The following is a 15449-nucleotide window of genomic DNA, read 5'->3' as shown; positions in this document are numbered from 1 at the left end:
CACTGCGTAAACTAGGGAACCGCCGTATACCGAACGGTACGTACGGTGGTGTGGGAGGTCGGCTACTCAAATAATGAGTAGCCTCCTACCCGATTTAAATGAAATGGGGGATGTTCCTTGATGTTATTCAAAGTTAAGTGTGTAAAGAAAGAATGGGATGGCAGTGCGCTGTTCGAAAATATAACTTTCGAGGTACGGGAAGGCGAACGGCTCGTCTTGTTCGGACGTAATGGAAACGGCAAAACGACGCTGCTGCACGGGTTGACCGGACGTCTTCCGTTCGATGGCGAACGGATACGGATGGGAGATCACGGCGGAAAGATGCTTAACGCAGCTAAGCTTCGACACTTCGGTTTGGAGCACCCCCTTCTCTCTGCTAAGCGGGGGACAGAAGACGAAGGCGCAATTGGCGGCGCTGATGGTAAGAGAACCAAAGCTCGTCCTGCTTGATGAGCCGACGAATCATTTGGATTCGGCAGCGCTCGACTGGCTGGAGCAATGGGTGAAGACATATCCGGGAACGATCGTCTACGTGTCGCATGACCGGACGTTCATCGACCGCACGGCAAGGTCAAAATGACTTCCTCCGTTCCAAGTCGAAAAAGAACGTGTCGCGCTTGCATGCGAAGGAATCCGCGCTTGAGCGGTTGGATCGCGATCAAGTACAGAAGCCGCGCGAGGAAACAAAGCTGCGGATGCAGCTTGAATCAGACGGCTTCGCTGCCAATACGCTGCTTCGAATGGAAGATGTCAGCTTTGCTTATGAAGGCGGCGAGCAAATGCTCAGCCATCTTAGCCTCACAATTGACCGTGGAGACCGCCTCGCTGTCTTAGGTCCGAATGGCGTTGGGAAATCGACGCTGTTAAAACTCACGACAGGCAGCTTAACCCCGATATCTGGAGTGGTCACCGTAAATCCGCAAGTCAAAATCGGATATTTTGAGCAGGAGCTTGGCAAGCTGGAGCATGACACGACTATATTAGACAGCTTACTGGCGCTGCCGGGCATGACGCAGTCGCATGCAAGAACGATTTTGGGCTGCTTCTTATTTTCGAAGGAGGATGTGTTTAAGCGAATCGGGGAATTGAGTATGGGCGAGAAATGCAGGGTAGCTTTTCTGAAGCTGTTTTTCGGGAAGGCCAATCTGCTCGTGCTTGACGAACCGACGAATTACTTGGATATCAGCACCCGCGAACGGGTGGAAGAGGCGCTGCGGCATTATCCGGGAGCAGTGCTTCTGGTTACGCATGACCGTTATTTGGTCCGCCAAGCGGCTAACCGCCTGCTCGTGCTGGATGGAAATAGCGAACCGATCCTGTTTCCGGGAACGTACGATGAGTATATGTGCAAGGACCGAAGCAGGGCTCTAACGCCTGCGGAGCAGCAAAGAGACAATGAGCGGGAAATGCTGCAGCTTCGTTTAGCGCAGTTAATGAGCAGCGAGCAGCCGGAAGATCCCGAGGAGCAGCGGCTGCTCATGCAGGAAATACGCCGTCTGCGCGTATTCTTTTAACCTGTCAGTATTAAGAACGGTCCTTATAGGTTACTTCAGCATGAGATAAATATGATCGACGGCTTTCATTGCGTATTCCTTCTGCAGGGGACGACCGTTATCCAGCAAAACCAAGCAGGGCACGCTGGCGATTTGCCAATGCTCGCGGAGACGGGGAGCGTAATTTATATTCAGCTTGTACACGGGAACGGATATGCCCGCCGCTTCGGCGATTTCGAGCATCCGTTCCCCTATTTTGCAAGTACCGCATAGCGGGGTGAAGAAAAATACGGCCGCCTTGCCGCCTTCGGCATGAAGACGATTTTGTAAGGATGGTTCGTCTATATCATGGATAGCCATCGATATGCTCCTCAATTCGGTCATTTATATACGGAAGCGGGTTTATGGATCGGCAGACGGGTGGAGAGCTGGGGGCCGTTTATTTGAAGAAAAAGGGTATCTGCCGGTACGTGGCAAGCGCAGGGTCGGGTCCGTATGAATTGGGGAACGTTTGTGTCATTTTATTCCTCAGAAAGCAGGATCGACATAAAAAATATGCCATTGATAAGGAGCAGAACTCCAAAGATAAGCATCGTTTTATTCCTTCTAATAAATTCCATAGCTACACCCCGTGCATCGTAATTTGATACCTATAATTATCGCGCTTCTTACCCGATAATTCCACCCTTATTTCTATAGGCCGCATCGATTTATTTAACATTTCTTCATTTATACATATTTGTAATCGGAACATGTTATGAGATAAGATTAATAAGAGAATCATCCTGAAGGAGGAGCAGAGGCCGTGAGTATTGAATTGAGGAAAAAAGCGGAGGAAAAGCTGATCGATTTGTCGAAGAAAGCGACGATTTCTTTGACGAAGAAAGGATTAACGGATGTTCGCGCCCGCGTTGGGCTGGCGGTAGACATTTCAGGCTCGATGGTACAGCTGTTCCGGAGCGGAGTCGTGCAAAATACTTGCGAACGAACATTGGGCCTCGCGATGAATTTCGACGATAATGAAGCGGCGGATGTTTTTCTATTTGGAATAAAGGATTACGGAATAGGGGAAATTCAAAAAAGCAATTTTTTTGATTTCGTGGATCGTGAGATAACGAAGAAATACAAGCTCGAGGCAGGCACGCAATACGCAGGAGTGCTGCGAAGAATAGTGGACTTTTATTTCCCGGGTGCGGTCAGCGAGAAGAAGAGCGGCGGTTTATTCGGCTTTGGCGGGAAGAAGGAGCTTCAGCTCGATACGGCCAAATTCCAAAAGCAAGAGCCGGTTTATATCCTCTTTGTAACGGACGGCAACTGCACGGATGATCGCGAGACGGAGGATATTATTCGCAAGGCGTCAAAGCTCGGCATCTTTTTTCAATTTGTCGGAATCGGTAACGAAAGCTTCAATTTCTTGAGAAAGCTTGACGATTTGCAAGGGCGCTTTATCGACAATGCGGCTTTCTTCTCCGTGAAAAATTTGGCCCAAACGAGTGATGATGACCTGTACGACAAATTGCTGCATGAATTTCCATCCTGGATCAATGAAGCGCGCGACAAAAACCTCGTTCGTTAAATTTGTTGGAACTTCGATGTCGAATGGGCGTATTGCATCTTATGAATAAAACTTATGGAAAGGGGGTGTAAATACTATGGGAATTTCTCTCGTTAAAGGTCAAAAGGTTGATCTAACTAAAGGCAACGCTGGTCTTACAAAGGTTATCGTAGGCTTAGGTTGGGATCCTGCTGAAGTAAAGGGCGGATTCTTCGGTCTCAAGAAAGCGGCGAACGTGGACTGTGATGCATCTGCTATATTGCTGGATGAGAACGGCAAGCTAAGCGGCGAGAAAAATCTCGTTTGCTTCTATAACAAGCAGAGCGGTTGTAATTCCGTTGTACATACCGGTGATAATATTACGGGTGAAGGCGATGGTGACGATGAGCAAATCATCGTACAGCTTGACCGCGTTCCAGCCGGTATTCACAAAATTCTTTGTATTGTTAACATTTACGAATGCGAATCGAGAAAGCAGGATTTCGGCATGATCAAATCCGCTTTTATTCGTATTGTTAACCCTTCCAACAATCAAGAGCTTATCCGCTTCAACCTGACCGATAATTATGCCGGCAAGACGGCGCTTATTGTCGGTGAGCTTTACCGTCACAACGGCGAATGGAAATTCAACGCGATCGGTGAAGGCACTCATGCTGCCCATGTCGATATTCTTGCTCGTCAATACCAATAATTATATTGAGAAAAGAGGGCATCTAACAATGGCTATCAGCTTATCCAAAGGTCAAAAAATCGATCTCACAAAAACGAATCCCGGTCTTACTAAAATTACGGTAGGTCTCGGCTGGGATACTAATAAATATGACGGCGGCAAGGACTTTGACCTTGACGCATCCGTTTTCTGCTTGAATGCACAAGGCAAAGCAAGCTCTGAAGCTGATTTCATCTTCTACAACAACCCAAAAAACGCTAATGGATCAATCGTACACACTGGCGACAACCGTACGGGCGAGGGAGAAGGCGATGATGAGCAGCTTAAGGTTGATCTTGCTGCTGTTCCTGCGCAAACAGAAAAAATCGCATTCTGCATCACAATTCATGATGGCAAAGAACGCAGCCAAAACTTTGGACAAGTGTCGAACGCCTTCGTTCGTATCGTTGATGAGCAAAGCGGCACGGAGCTCATCCGTTATGACCTTGGGGAAGACTTCTCCATTGAAACGGCTGTAGTTGTCGGCGAGCTGTATCGTCATTCCGGCGAATGGAAATTTAGCGCAATCGGAAGCGGCTTCCAAGAAGGACTTAGCGGACTTGTGCGCGATTACGGTCTAGCTTAAATCGAAAAATAGATTACTACCCGTGAAGGGTCGCCTGTGGCGGCCCTTTTTATAAATTATACGCACAATGAGGAGGCATTCTAATGGCAATGTCAATTAACCTCTCAAAAGGGCAACGGATTGATCTTACCAAAACGAATCCTGGTCTCACGAAGGTCGTGCTCGGATTAGGCTGGGACACGAACAAATATACGGGCGGCGGCGAAATCGACCTCGATGCGAGCGCGTTTCTGTTGCATCAGAACGGCAAAGCCAAGGATGAAAAGGATTTTGTTTTTTATAATGCCCTTATCGCTTATAATGGAGCAGTTGAGCATACGGGCGATAACCGTACAGGCGAAGGCGACGGGGATGACGAGCAAATCAAAATTGATTTTCAGAAGGTCCCTGCCCACATTCAGCGGATCGGCATTAGCGTGACGATTCATGATGCGGAGAGCAGGCACCAAAACTTTGGACAAGTAGCGAATGCCTTTGTTCGTTTGGTAGATGAAACGACGGGCAGAGAGGTGCTCCGCTATGACCTTGGAGAAGAGTTTTCCATCGAGACGGCTATCGTATTTTGCGAGCTGTATCGTCATGGCGCTGACTGGAAGTTCCAAGCCGTTGGCTCCGGCTTCTCCGGCGGTCTGGCAGCACTTTGTCGAAACTACGGACTTTCGGTTTAATTCTAATGGTCATAGGGTGGCATCCCAAGACAATGCTGTCACCCTATCCTCTTACTAACGAAGGGCGGTATACGCATGGAGCTTGCATTAACGAAAGGGCAAAAGGCAGATATTACAAAAAATAATCCGTCCTGCAAAAACCTCATCGTTGGAATGGGATGGCAGAGCGATTCAGGCATCGATGTAGACTTCTCGGCTTTTCTATTGCGCGCGAACGGGAAGGCAGCCGGAGATCAGGATTTAATTTTTTACGGAAATCCGAAGGAAGCAAGCGGCGCTATTGAAATGGCCGGTGCGGACAAACGCAGCTTCGCAGGGAAAACCGATACGGAACAGGTTATGGTTCGTATAAGCGATGTGCCTAAAGATATCGAGCGGATATCTTTTACCTTAACGATTTATGACGGAGAAGCCGGAAGGCAGAGCTTCGCCAGCGTGAATAACGCCTATATTCGAATCATTGATGAAGGAACGGGACGCGAAATTTTGCGTTATGAGCTTGGAAAAAACTTCTCTATCGAGACTGCTATCGTCGTAGGAGATTTATATAGATACAGCGGCGAATGGAAATTCAATGCCATTGGTTCAGGATATTCAGGAGGGCTTGCTGCGCTTTGCAAAAGCTTCGGAATCGAGGTGAAAGCCGATGCACCAACATCAGCACCAACACCGCCTCCAGCACCGGCACAGCCCCAAGCTGCTGCGCCGCCTAAGCCGCAGTCAACGCCAGTGCCGCCCGAGCAGAAAACCGCTCCAATTAACTTAAGCAAAATATCACTCTCGAAACGCGGAGACGTCATTAATTTGCAAAAAGGCGCAGGTTCACTTGGTGAAATTGTAGTTAATCTAAATTGGAACCAGAAGAAAACGACCGGATTTTTTGGTCGTTCTAACGGCGTGGATTTGGATGTCGGTTGTTTATTTGAATTGAAGGACGGACTGAAGGGCTCTGTCCAAGCTCTAGGCAATAGCTTTGGAGACTTCACGAGAGCTCCTTATGTATCGCTTGACGGCGATGATCGTACCGGCTCGAACAAGACGGGAGAAAACCTAAGAATCAATGGCAACAAGGTTTCAGAGATTAAGAGAATCGTTGTCTACGCTTATATCTATGAGGGAGCTACCAATTGGGCTGAAGCGGCTGGCGTCATTACGATCAAACAATCGGGCGGTCCTGATATTGAAGTGCGAATGGACGAGCATAATAATCGTATGGGCATGTGCGCGATCGCAATGATTGAGAATGTGAACGATCAAACCTTCAGCATTCAGCGGCTCGTGCAATATTTCTCGGGCCATCGCCAATTGGATGAAGCTTATGGCTGGGGTCTCAGATGGGTGCAAGGCAGCAAATAATCGCTGTATTCGGAGGTTTTTGTGATGGTTGATTTTTTTCAAAATATGATCGCTAATTTCGGTGATTTCTTTCGCTGGGAAAACCTGTCCCACGTATTCACCGATCCGACGAACTGGGGCATTATCGCGACGCTCGTTATTCTGGAAGGACTCTTATCCGCGGATAATGCTCTCGTGCTGGCCGTCATGGTTAAGCATTTGCCGAAGGAGCAGCAGAAGCGGGCACTATTTTACGGGATCCTGGGTGCCTACATATTCCGTTTCATTGCGATCGGCGTGGGCGTATATCTCGTTCAAATTACGTGGATTAAAGTGGCCGGCGGCTTGTACCTTCTCTGGATTGCGATGAGCAATCTATTCCATCTCGAATTTAAGCTCGCCCGCGTCGGCGGTATACCGCTTATTCCTTACATCGGAAAGAAAGGCAGCGAAGAAGAGGTTCAGGTTCAAAACAAGGGCTACGGCTTCTGGCGCACCGTTCTTGCCGTAGAAATCATGGATATCGCGTTCAGTATCGACAGCGTGCTTGCGGCTTTCGGCGTAAGCGAAGAGGTTTGGGTACTGTTCCTCGGAGGTATTCTCGGCGTATTGATGATGCGCGGCGTCGCTCAGGTTTTCCTGAAGCTAATTGATAAATTTCCTGAGCTGGAGAAGGCGGCTTTTATTCTTATTATTATTATCGGCGCGAAAATGATTGCGGGAGCGTACCACTTTCATGTCCCTCACTCGTATTTCTTCGGTTTAATCATTGCCGTATTCGCAGGCACGATGATATTAAGCGTCTTGCGCAAAAAAAGAGCATCAGAAGCAGCTTAAGAAGCTCACATACACATGCTTTCGAAATATCCCTCAATGGAACGTGAGGGATATTTTTTCTTCGATTTGGTACCGCTATTATAAGGAGGAATACGCTTTGAGGTACTTTAACTATCTTACCAATGAAGAAGAGCAGACCTTCTTTTACTCCCCTCCGAGACCGTTCAATAATTATGCGGATAAGGAGGTTATTGCTCACGCGATCGGCGCCGCGCTCTACATGCCTGCAACCAAGGTTAACATTGCAGATGAATTGGCATCCGATAAACACGAGGGACTCGTGTCCATGGTGATAGACCTTGAAGATGCGGTAGGCGATAATCAGCTCGAATTCGCGGAAGAGATACTGAAGGAAACACTGCTGCAGATAAGCCGATATATCGCCGCAGGCTTGCTGTGCGCCGATCAAATTCCTCTCATGTTTATTCGAGTGCGTTCCGCCTCGCAGCTTAGGCGGCTGCTCGTCTTCTTCGGCGAAGAAATTGAATATATTACGGGAATCGTGTTTCCGAAGTTTAATATCGAGACCGGCAGCGAATACTTCCGTATTTTGTCTGAATACAACCGGAGCAAAGGTCCGGGAAGCACGATCCTTTACGGTATGCCGATCTTGGAAAGCTCGGATGTGATTTACCGTGAGACAAGACTGGAAAGCCTGCTCGGCATTTCCTCGCTGCTTAAGGAGTATAAGGAATACGTTCTGAACGTTCGGATTGGAGCGACGGATTTCTCAAGCCTGTTCGGACTTCGCAGAAGCCCGGACAATACGATCTACGATATTGGCGTCATACGCGATTGTATCGCGGATATCGTCAATGTGTTCGGCCGGATGGATAATTATTACGTCATCTCGGGACCGGTGTGGGAATATTTCAAGAGCGACCGCGTATTTAAACCGCAGCTGAGGCAAACGCCCTTTGAGGAAAGCATGGGCAAGCATGGACGGATTTTGCGAATGGATTATATTAACAGATATGTAGACGGCCTCATACGCGAGGTTGCGATGGATAAGGAAAACGGCATAATCGGCAAAACGATCATTCATCCGACACATATTAAACCGGTTCAAGCGATGTTCGTTGTGACTCACGAGGAGTATATGGATGCTCTTCACATCATCGAAAACAGCCAAGGCGACCTTGGGGTCATGAAAAGCCGTTATTCAAATAAAATGAACGAGTTTAAGCCGCATTTAACCTGGGCCAAGCGCATTATGATCAGAGCAAATATATATGGGGTGCTGAATGAAAACCAAAACTTCACCTGCTTACTCGCAGAAGAACGAGAAACGGCCATCGTATAATATTATCGGAGATTTAAAGGTTTCGATCCAGATAACGGATAATGCTTATAACATCCCGCTGGATCACTTATTTCAAATGGCGGCTAGAATCAATAAAAAACGAGGTTTTTTATTCGTAAGCAAGGTGCTGGGCAAGCATATCCCCGTTCGGCCGCATGTATCGCTATTGGCAGGAGCGGCGCTCGGGCTGCTTTATCAGCAGTTCAAAGGAGAGCCGCTGCCGGTGTCGATGGAGTCATTGCTGCATGCGATCGAGGTGCCTGAAGCGGCAAGCGGCGTCTATGAAGCGATGAAGAAAAACAAAATGGCCGTTAGCGAGAAAACGTTATTCATCGGCTTCGCGGAAACCGCGACGGCGCTGGGGCACAGCATGTTCGATATGTTTGAAGGGGAGGCTGCCTTCCTTCATACGACAAGGGAGAGCATGGATGATATGTCATCCTGCATCGACTTTGAGGAGGAACATTCCCATGCTACCTCTCATCGCTGCTATGCGAAGAATCCTTCCATTTTCGAGCAAGCCGAAACGATTATACTTGTAGATGATGAGATAACGACGGGTAAAACGGCGTTAAATATTATTCACGACCTGCATGCGAAATACGGCAAGAAGAAATATGTCATTGCCAGCCTGCTGGATTGGCGTTCCAAAGAGGACATTCAGCGTTTTAGCGATGCGGAGCAGAAGCTTGGCGTCCAGATGGAATGCTTCTCGCTGCTGTCCGGAGAAATCTCGGTAACGGGCACACCTATCGAATCCGCTAGCTATGTGGACGAGCAGGCGGCGCCCCCGGCAGAGTCGAATATTGATTTTCTGCGGCTGGTCGGCAGTTTTTCGTTCATGCCTTCAAAAAACGGAGAACCATCCTATCTTCAAAATACAGGACGCTTCGGATTAATGTCCAAGGATAGCGATCGGCTGGACCTTGAAGTGGAGCAGGCTGCCGCTTACTTAAGCCGGCATAAATCAGGCGAGAAGGTGCTCTGCACGGGAACCGGCGAGTTCATGTACATTCCGATGCGAATCGCAGCGAAGCTTGACGGCGATACTTGGTATCAATCGAGCACGCGCAGCCCGATTCACCCATGCAGCGACCCGCAGTATGCGGTTCATTCCGCATACCGTTATGCGTCTCCCGAGCACGCGGATGTAAAAAACTACATGTACAACATCCCTCGCGGCCATTACGATGAGATGTTTTTATTTATGGAAAGGGAGGTGCCTGAGGAGCGTATGGCAGAGCTGCTGCAGGTGCTGCGTTCATTAGGAATCCCTCGCATTCATATCGTTTATTTCAGTAAGAGAATCCAAGGTCCAGCTCCAATCGGCAGCTATAAGCAAGAGGATGTCATTTTCCTCCTTAAGGATCTAAGCGGGATTTCGCTTGAGCAGCGGACCGAGGAGCGGGAAGCCGGCATGCAGACGGGAAGGCATTATTCCGAAAGCCTGCCGATTGAATATGAGCCGACGCCGGAATATATCCAGCTCTTTAATGCAGCGCTTCAAGATTCCGCTGAAACCATTGCCAGAGCGATCGGAACGGTATCCGAAATGATCATCAAGAAGCACGGGCTGGATGTAGCGCTCGCTTCCTTGGCAAGGGGAGGAACGCCAATCGGTGTTCTAATTAAACGCTATATGAAGCAGGTGTATAAGGTATCCGTGCCGCATTACAGCCTTTCCATCATTCGCGGCAAAGGGATCGATGAGAATGCTCTTCTCTATATTCATCAGAAGCACCCGGATAAGAAGGTTCAGTTCGTCGATGGCTGGACGGGCAAAGGAGCGATTCGCAAGGTGCTTATCGCAGCTTGCAGCCAAATGGAACAGAGGTACGGCATCAGGCTGGACGATGATCTTGCCGTGCTCGCCGATCCCGGACATTGCGCGGGTACGTTCGGAACGCGGGAGGATTACCTCATCCCGAGCGCATGTCTGAACTCTACCGTATCGGGCTTAATAAGCCGCACCGTGTTGCGAAAAGATCTGATCGGTCCCGATGACTTTCACGGGGCTAAATATTATCGCGAATGGATGGCTTCGGATCTCTCCAACTTGTTTGTCGATACGGTTTCCGCACATTTTGAAGCCGTTAAGGACGATTCGAAGCGTGAGGCAAACCTGCTTAGCGCAAATCCGGCCATGCGTCAGATGACGTGGAAAGGCATGCAGGATATTGAACGAATCCAGAGAAACTTCGGAATTAACGACATTAACTTTATAAAGCCCGGGGTAGGCGAGACGACGCGCGTTCTGCTGCGCAGAGTACCTTGGAAGATCCTTGTTGACCGCTTGGATAACCCTAACCTGAAGCATATCCTTCTGCTGGCGAAGGACCGCGGCGTCCCGGTCGAGGAATATCCGGGCATGACGTATTCCTGCTGCGGCATTATTAAAGCGGTAAAGGGGGACCTGGAATGATATTCGCAAGCGATTTGGACCAAACGCTGATTTATTCGGTTCGCTCCAAAGGAGATATGGCATTAGAAGACATGGTCCCGGTGGAGCTGTACGAGGGAAGACATATTTCGTATATGACGAAGCCGGCGCTGGACAAGCTGCGGCAACTGGCCGGCATGCTGCGTTTTGTTCCCGTAACGACGCGAATTCCGGAGCAATTTAATCGCATATTCGGAATCAAGGAGCAGCTGCAGCCGGAGTATGTGATCGTGAGCAACGGCGGAACCATTCTCGTTAACGGACGTATCGATCAGGAGTGGCATCATTTCGTGCGCGAGGCCGTTAAGAGCCATTGCGCGGAAAGCTCGGAGGTCGCCGGCTTGTTTGACCGAATCGCCGCCTCGCATTGGGTGAAATCATCCGATCTTTGCGACGGGCTGTTCTATTCCATCGCAGTAGACAGGGATAACTTGCCTCTGGATTCGCTGGAGGAGCTGAAGCAGCAGCTAGCCTCGCTCGGCTGGAGCTATTCACTGCAAGGCAGAAAGATTTATCTCGTTCCCGAGAAAGTAAGCAAGGGCGCCGCCATTCAGTATGTGAAGGAGAAGCTGGCTTCTACATACGTCTACGCGGCGGGCGACAGCCTGCTCGATGAGAGTCTGCTCCTGGCAGCCGATTATGCGGTCGCACCGGTTCACGGGGAATTAGGCCGCTCCTATTCCTCGCATCCGCATATCCGGTTTACTTCTGCGCGAGGTGCCCTGGCCTCCGAAGAATTGCTCGACTCCATTATGGAACATGCCGGCAGATAAAATATTCCTAAGCTATCCTATCATTCTTAATGACATGAAAGAAGGTACTCAGACATGACACGCGTATATATGAATCGTTGGTTCTCGGTAGCGTATCACTATATTAATATGATCCGCAACAATCCGGACGGAGAGCCATTTGAGTTTTACGGAACCCATCCCGATATCAATCACATGTCGCTGCTCGCCGCCGATCATGCCGGTACGGAGCCGGCTGTCTTCGGTTTGGAATACGTGGAATTTTGCGTGGATTTCTGTAAAAGAAACAGCATCGATATTTTCATTCCACGCCTGCACATGGAGGAAATATCGCGGTACGTGCATTTGTTCGATGAAATCGGCACCAAGGTTATGGTTTGCCGCGACATCCAGCTGCTCGACTCGATGATCGAGAAGGATAAATTTTATGAGGCGCTGGCGGATAAAAATTTGGTAAGCATACCCGACTATCGTGTCGTGAATACGGCTGCGGAATTCAAGCGGGCGTACGAGGAGCTTACCGCAGCGGGCCATAAGGTGTGCTTCAAGCCAACGAAATCGGAAGGCGGAATGGGCTTCCGCATTATTAATAACGAACGTAATCCGCTGCGCGAGCTGTATGGCTACGTGACCTTGTCGACAACCTTCAAGCAGGCCTATGAAACCTTGTCGTCAACGGATCGTTTCGATAGTTTGATGGTTATGGAGCTGCTGGAGGGCATCGAATACAGCATTGATTGCGTCGCAACGGCGGAAGGCGAGCTGCTGACGGCGATTCCGCGCCGCAAATCAACGGGGCGGACCTATTTGCTGGAGGAAACGCCGGAGCTGCTGGACATCGCGAACCGAATTGCGAAGGCGCTTCGCATTCCTTATGCCTTTAATATTCAAGTGCGTTATAGCCACGGGGTTCCAAAATTGCTTGAAATCAACCCGCGGATGTCGGGCGGTCTGTATATTACATGTTTGTCGGGCGTGAACATGCCTTATTTAGCCGTACAGGCGCTGCAAGGTAAAGCGATCGCGCCGCCCGTTCCCCGTTTCGGCATTCAAGCCGGTTACGTCGAGCAGCCGTTGATTATGAAGTAACTGGCCGAGGACAATGAAAGAAGCGGGCGAAGCTCCTTCTTTTTTCTATAAGAAAATTGACTTATATGCATGAAAAACGAGATAATTGAGTGAGGCATACAAGCTCACGCTGTATAGAGTTCAGTACTCAGGATGGAGGTGCAGCTATGAATAGAATGAATAAAATGTTAGCCATCGCATTAGGCAGTTATGTCGTCGCGCTCGTTGTTTATTGGGTTTCCTCCCCTTACATCGCGTTAGCTATACAAACTATCGGATTGTATGGCGCACTGCGTTGGAGCGGTAAAGTCAGGAATGCAAACGCGGACGCGGAGCAAACGCGAGGGCCAGAGCTTCAGCAAAGGGCGGAGGATTTGCCTCTGCAGCAGCAAAGCGTTGCTGCGACGTCGGCGGCAGCCGTTCCGCAGCAAGCAGAGCAACAGGCGGCCCCGGCAGGTCCGCCGTTAGATCCGGAACTTGCTTCCGCATTAGAATACATTGGCATCATCGAAGATATGATTTTGCTGGAGGGCGAGCAGAATAACCTGGATGACGAAATCGTTCAGAAAACGCTGGCGCTTCTGGCCCGTTTAAACCGGTTAATACCGGATTTGGTTGCATTAGGAGACTCAAGCATTAATCATAACATCGTACGATTAGTAAGGAAGGATCTAAACTCGACCATTAATCCGTTCCTGCGGCTCAGCGGCGAGGCGAAACGGCAAAACCGGCGTTTGCTGCTGGACGGCATCAAGGACGTTGATTCTAAATTGACTTTCTACACGAAGACAATCGAGCAGAAGGATTTAATGGAGCTGCGCACGAAGGCTGAACTAATTCAACAGCGATACCGTCTAAACGACTAATAAAGGAGGAATCAACGATGGCAACTCAGCTCGTGCAAATTAAAAACGAGGATCTGAACAAGCTGGAGCAAGAGGTGCAGAGCACTATGCAGAAGGTAGCGACAACGGATGCCATGCATCTGGATTCGCTCATGGACGAAATTACGAAAAAAGGACAGAAGACGCTGGAGCGCTCCAGTCAGACGCTGACCATGCTGGAGAGACCGCTTTCTGATCTGATGTCCGGCAAGCGGAATGAAGTGGCAAACAACATGCTGAAGCTTCGCGGAGAGGTCGAGGATCTTAGCCGCAGCAAGCAGCTTACCCTGGTTCAGAAGCTGCTTCGGAAAGCGCCTATGAAAAATTACATCTATAAGTATCAATCGGCCAAAACCAACGTCCAGGTTATCGTGAAGTCATTGCGCGACGGTCGGGACAATCTGGAAGAGAATGTCGTTCATATGCGTAATTTGAAGCGCAGCAGCTTGGATAACGTTTACGACCTTCAACTGCTGGTCGAATACGGCAACCGCCTCAAGAAGATGTTCGAGGACGAAATTGCCAAGCCCGAGAACGAGCTCCGGAAAACATATTTGGAACGCGGTCTTCGCAAGGTCGTAACAAAGCTTCAAACGTATACGGAAATGATCATGCTGTATCAGCAAGCCATCGCCGCGACGGATATTATTAATGACACGAACGATAAGCTAATGGATGCGCTCGACAGCTCGATCGACAAGACGCAGCATCTAATGTCCGTATCCGTTCTTATTGCCAGCGCGATCGACGATCAGATGAAGGCGATTGAAGCGGTCAATTCGACGAATGAGATGCTGGGCAACCAATTCGCGGAGAATGCCCGTCTCTTGAACGAGACGAGCGATAGAGCGAATCAAGCGCTTACGAAGCCGGCGATGAGCATGGAGCTGGTGGAGCGTGCGATGAGCGATCTATTCTCGGCTATGGATAAGTACGAGAACTCGAACCGCCAAATCATCCAAACCGTCTCGCAGCAAACGGAGAAGATGACGCAAATCAACCAGCAGGTTGGACAGCGATTGGGCATCCAAGCAGGCGGCGGTCAGGCCGTGCTTCCTTCGGCCGCGGCCAAAGGCTTTTTGGAATAGTCATTCAATAGGAATCGTAGAAGACGAGCTCTGGACGAGCTCGTTTTTTGGTGCGCCTCACAGTCGCACAATCTAACCGTTACTATCATGATAATACGAGGAGAGTTACTGTGAAACTTCTTATTGTGACAGGCATAATAATTGGAAGCTTACTTCTTTTAGTACTGCTGTTTTTTTTGTTGGCATTCGTTTTGAAGCGGCTGGACAGCAAAAAAAGTGAAGAGCATGTGCTTGCATTCTTTAAAGAAAATATAGACAAAACATCGTTGTTTTTAATTCATAACGATAATGTAATGATTGACTACAACTCTTCCTCTGTAATGCCTCTTGCAAGCACTGTGAAAATAATAATTGCGATTGCCTATGCCGAAGACGTCTATAATCACAGAATAGATGAGGGACTCCGAATTCCTCTAAGCGACCTTCAAAGGTTTTATGTTCCCGGCACTGACGGGGGAGCGCATAATCAATGGTTAGACCATTTGCACCGGGAAAAGTTGATTACAAATCAAACGGTGACCGTCAGAGAAGTGGCGAAAGGGATGATTCATTATAGCTCCAATGCAAATACTGAATTTTTGATCTCGCTGATAGGACTTAATGAGATTCATAAACTATTAAAGCGTATGGATTTAAAGGCTATTCGCAGTTTAGCATGGGTTGTGTAAATCTATAAAACTTGGACAAGGGAATCGTATTCAGTTCAAATCGCTAGATTGTTCTCCACCTGA

At 48.9% G+C, this 15449-nt stretch carries 17 protein-coding genes and 1 pseudogene; 17 read left to right on the top strand and 1 reads right to left on the bottom strand.

Features of this window, described 5'->3' with window-relative positions:
- The first annotated feature begins 120 nt into the window (after positions 1-120).
- From L1N85_RS27455 to L1N85_RS27445, 3 genes are read left to right on the top strand one after another with little or no spacing between them, the layout of a single operon-like run.
- Complete coding sequence (locus tag L1N85_RS27455) at positions 121-450, top strand: ATP-binding cassette domain-containing protein (protein ID WP_268818477.1); 330 nt, start codon at positions 121-123, stop codon at positions 448-450.
- Entirely contained in the window at positions 374-580 is a 207-nt protein-coding gene (locus L1N85_RS27450; protein ID WP_407946567.1) for an ATP-binding cassette domain-containing protein, read from the top strand. The genes L1N85_RS27455 and L1N85_RS27450 overlap by 77 nt, the downstream gene beginning before the upstream one ends.
- A 28-nt stretch (positions 581-608) precedes the next feature.
- On the top strand, positions 609-1514 hold the full coding sequence (locus L1N85_RS27445; RefSeq protein ID WP_328285291.1) for an ATP-binding cassette domain-containing protein: 906 nt from the start codon (positions 609-611) through the stop codon (positions 1512-1514).
- A gap of 30 nt (positions 1515-1544) precedes the next feature.
- Here L1N85_RS27445 and L1N85_RS25340 read toward each other — a convergent pair whose 3' ends face one another.
- Positions 1545-1853, bottom strand: coding sequence for a thioredoxin family protein (locus tag L1N85_RS25340; protein ID WP_235241802.1), 309 nt, complete (start codon positions 1851-1853; stop codon positions 1545-1547).
- Positions 1854-2298: 445 nt separating this feature from the next.
- Between L1N85_RS25340 and L1N85_RS25335 the strand changes: the two genes are divergently transcribed.
- The 14 genes and pseudogenes from L1N85_RS25335 to L1N85_RS25270 all read left to right on the top strand — a co-directional run bounded on the left by L1N85_RS25335 (position 2299) and on the right by L1N85_RS25270 (position 15386).
- Positions 2299-3069, top strand: coding sequence for a VWA domain-containing protein (locus L1N85_RS25335; protein WP_235241801.1), 771 nt, complete (start codon positions 2299-2301; stop codon positions 3067-3069).
- A 76-nt stretch (positions 3070-3145) separates the two neighbouring features.
- Positions 3146-3739, top strand: a complete 594-nt coding sequence (locus L1N85_RS25330) for a TerD family protein (protein ID WP_235241800.1) — start codon at positions 3146-3148, stop codon at positions 3737-3739.
- Positions 3740-3767: 28 nt separating this feature from the next.
- Complete coding sequence (locus L1N85_RS25325) at positions 3768-4343, top strand: TerD family protein (protein ID WP_235241799.1); 576 nt, start codon at positions 3768-3770, stop codon at positions 4341-4343.
- Between the two features lie 89 nt (positions 4344-4432).
- Complete coding sequence (locus L1N85_RS25320; protein ID WP_235241805.1) at positions 4433-5011, top strand: TerD family protein; 579 nt, start codon at positions 4433-4435, stop codon at positions 5009-5011.
- A 75-nt stretch (positions 5012-5086) separates the two neighbouring features.
- Positions 5087-6367, top strand: a complete 1281-nt coding sequence (locus tag L1N85_RS25315; protein ID WP_235241798.1) for a TerD family protein — start codon at positions 5087-5089, stop codon at positions 6365-6367.
- A gap of 21 nt (positions 6368-6388) precedes the next feature.
- Positions 6389-7183: a TerC family protein gene (locus tag L1N85_RS25310; protein WP_235241797.1), complete on the top strand. Its 795-nt coding sequence runs from the start codon at positions 6389-6391 to the stop codon at positions 7181-7183.
- 97 nt (positions 7184-7280) lie between these two features.
- The gene (locus L1N85_RS25305; RefSeq protein ID WP_268818474.1) at positions 7281-8486 is read left to right on the top strand and encodes an HpcH/HpaI aldolase/citrate lyase family protein; all 1206 of its coding nucleotides are present in this window, start codon (positions 7281-7283) and stop codon (positions 8484-8486) included.
- Positions 8428-9732, top strand: a pseudogene (locus L1N85_RS25300) (phosphoribosyltransferase family protein); the annotation flags it as partial. The gene L1N85_RS25305 and the pseudogene L1N85_RS25300, both read left to right, overlap by 59 nt.
- Positions 9721-10908 carry a cysteine protease StiP family protein gene (locus tag L1N85_RS25295; RefSeq protein WP_407946566.1) on the top strand — a complete coding sequence of 396 codons (1188 nt, stop codon included), beginning with the start codon at positions 9721-9723 and terminating at the stop codon, positions 10906-10908. The pseudogene L1N85_RS25300 and the gene L1N85_RS25295, both read left to right, overlap by 12 nt.
- On the top strand, positions 10905-11699 hold the full coding sequence (locus L1N85_RS25290) for an HAD family hydrolase (protein WP_235241796.1): 795 nt from the start codon (positions 10905-10907) through the stop codon (positions 11697-11699). The genes L1N85_RS25295 and L1N85_RS25290 overlap by 4 nt, the downstream gene beginning before the upstream one ends.
- Before the next feature lie 54 nt (positions 11700-11753).
- Positions 11754-12767, top strand: coding sequence for an ATP-grasp domain-containing protein (locus L1N85_RS25285; RefSeq protein WP_235241795.1), 1014 nt, complete (start codon positions 11754-11756; stop codon positions 12765-12767).
- A 146-nt stretch (positions 12768-12913) separates the two neighbouring features.
- Positions 12914-13612, top strand: coding sequence for a hypothetical protein (locus L1N85_RS25280; RefSeq protein ID WP_235241794.1), 699 nt, complete (start codon positions 12914-12916; stop codon positions 13610-13612).
- Between the two features lie 17 nt (positions 13613-13629).
- Entirely contained in the window at positions 13630-14718 is a 1089-nt protein-coding gene (locus L1N85_RS25275) for a toxic anion resistance protein (protein ID WP_235241793.1), read from the top strand.
- Between the two features lie 110 nt (positions 14719-14828).
- Positions 14829-15386: a serine hydrolase gene (locus L1N85_RS25270; protein ID WP_235241792.1), complete on the top strand. Its 558-nt coding sequence runs from the start codon at positions 14829-14831 to the stop codon at positions 15384-15386.
- Positions 15387-15449: the final 63 nt, after the last annotated feature.

The organism is Paenibacillus alkaliterrae (assembly GCF_021532375.1).
Classification (GTDB): domain Bacteria; phylum Bacillota; class Bacilli; order Paenibacillales; family Paenibacillaceae; genus Pristimantibacillus; species Pristimantibacillus alkaliterrae.
Note: the sequence above shows the minus strand (reverse complement) of the source record. Positions and strands in the feature narration are given on the sequence as shown.

Bases quoted from the DNA above. Each gene is read 5' to 3' on its own strand.
- L1N85_RS27455 (WP_268818477.1), top strand. From the start codon at position 121: ATGTTATTCAAAGTTAAGTGTGTAAAGAAAGAATGGGATGGCAGTGCG.
- L1N85_RS25285 (WP_235241795.1), top strand. From the start codon at position 11,754: ATGACACGCGTATATATGAATCGTTGGTTCTCGGTAGCGTATCACTAT.
- L1N85_RS25290 (WP_235241796.1), top strand. From the start codon at position 10,905: ATGATATTCGCAAGCGATTTGGACCAAACGCTGATTTATTCGGTTCGC.
- L1N85_RS25295 (WP_407946566.1), top strand. From the start codon at position 9,721: ATGGCAGAGCTGCTGCAGGTGCTGCGTTCATTAGGAATCCCTCGCATT.
- L1N85_RS25325 (WP_235241799.1), top strand. From the start codon at position 3,768: ATGGCTATCAGCTTATCCAAAGGTCAAAAAATCGATCTCACAAAAACG.
- L1N85_RS25330 (WP_235241800.1), top strand. From the start codon at position 3,146: ATGGGAATTTCTCTCGTTAAAGGTCAAAAGGTTGATCTAACTAAAGGC.
- L1N85_RS25340 (WP_235241802.1), bottom strand. From the start codon at position 1,853: ATGGCTATCCATGATATAGACGAACCATCCTTACAAAATCGTCTTCAT.
- L1N85_RS25275 (WP_235241793.1), top strand. From the start codon at position 13,630: ATGGCAACTCAGCTCGTGCAAATTAAAAACGAGGATCTGAACAAGCTG.
- L1N85_RS25320 (WP_235241805.1), top strand. From the start codon at position 4,433: ATGTCAATTAACCTCTCAAAAGGGCAACGGATTGATCTTACCAAAACG.
- L1N85_RS25315 (WP_235241798.1), top strand. From the start codon at position 5,087: ATGGAGCTTGCATTAACGAAAGGGCAAAAGGCAGATATTACAAAAAAT.
- L1N85_RS25280 (WP_235241794.1), top strand. From the start codon at position 12,914: ATGAATAGAATGAATAAAATGTTAGCCATCGCATTAGGCAGTTATGTC.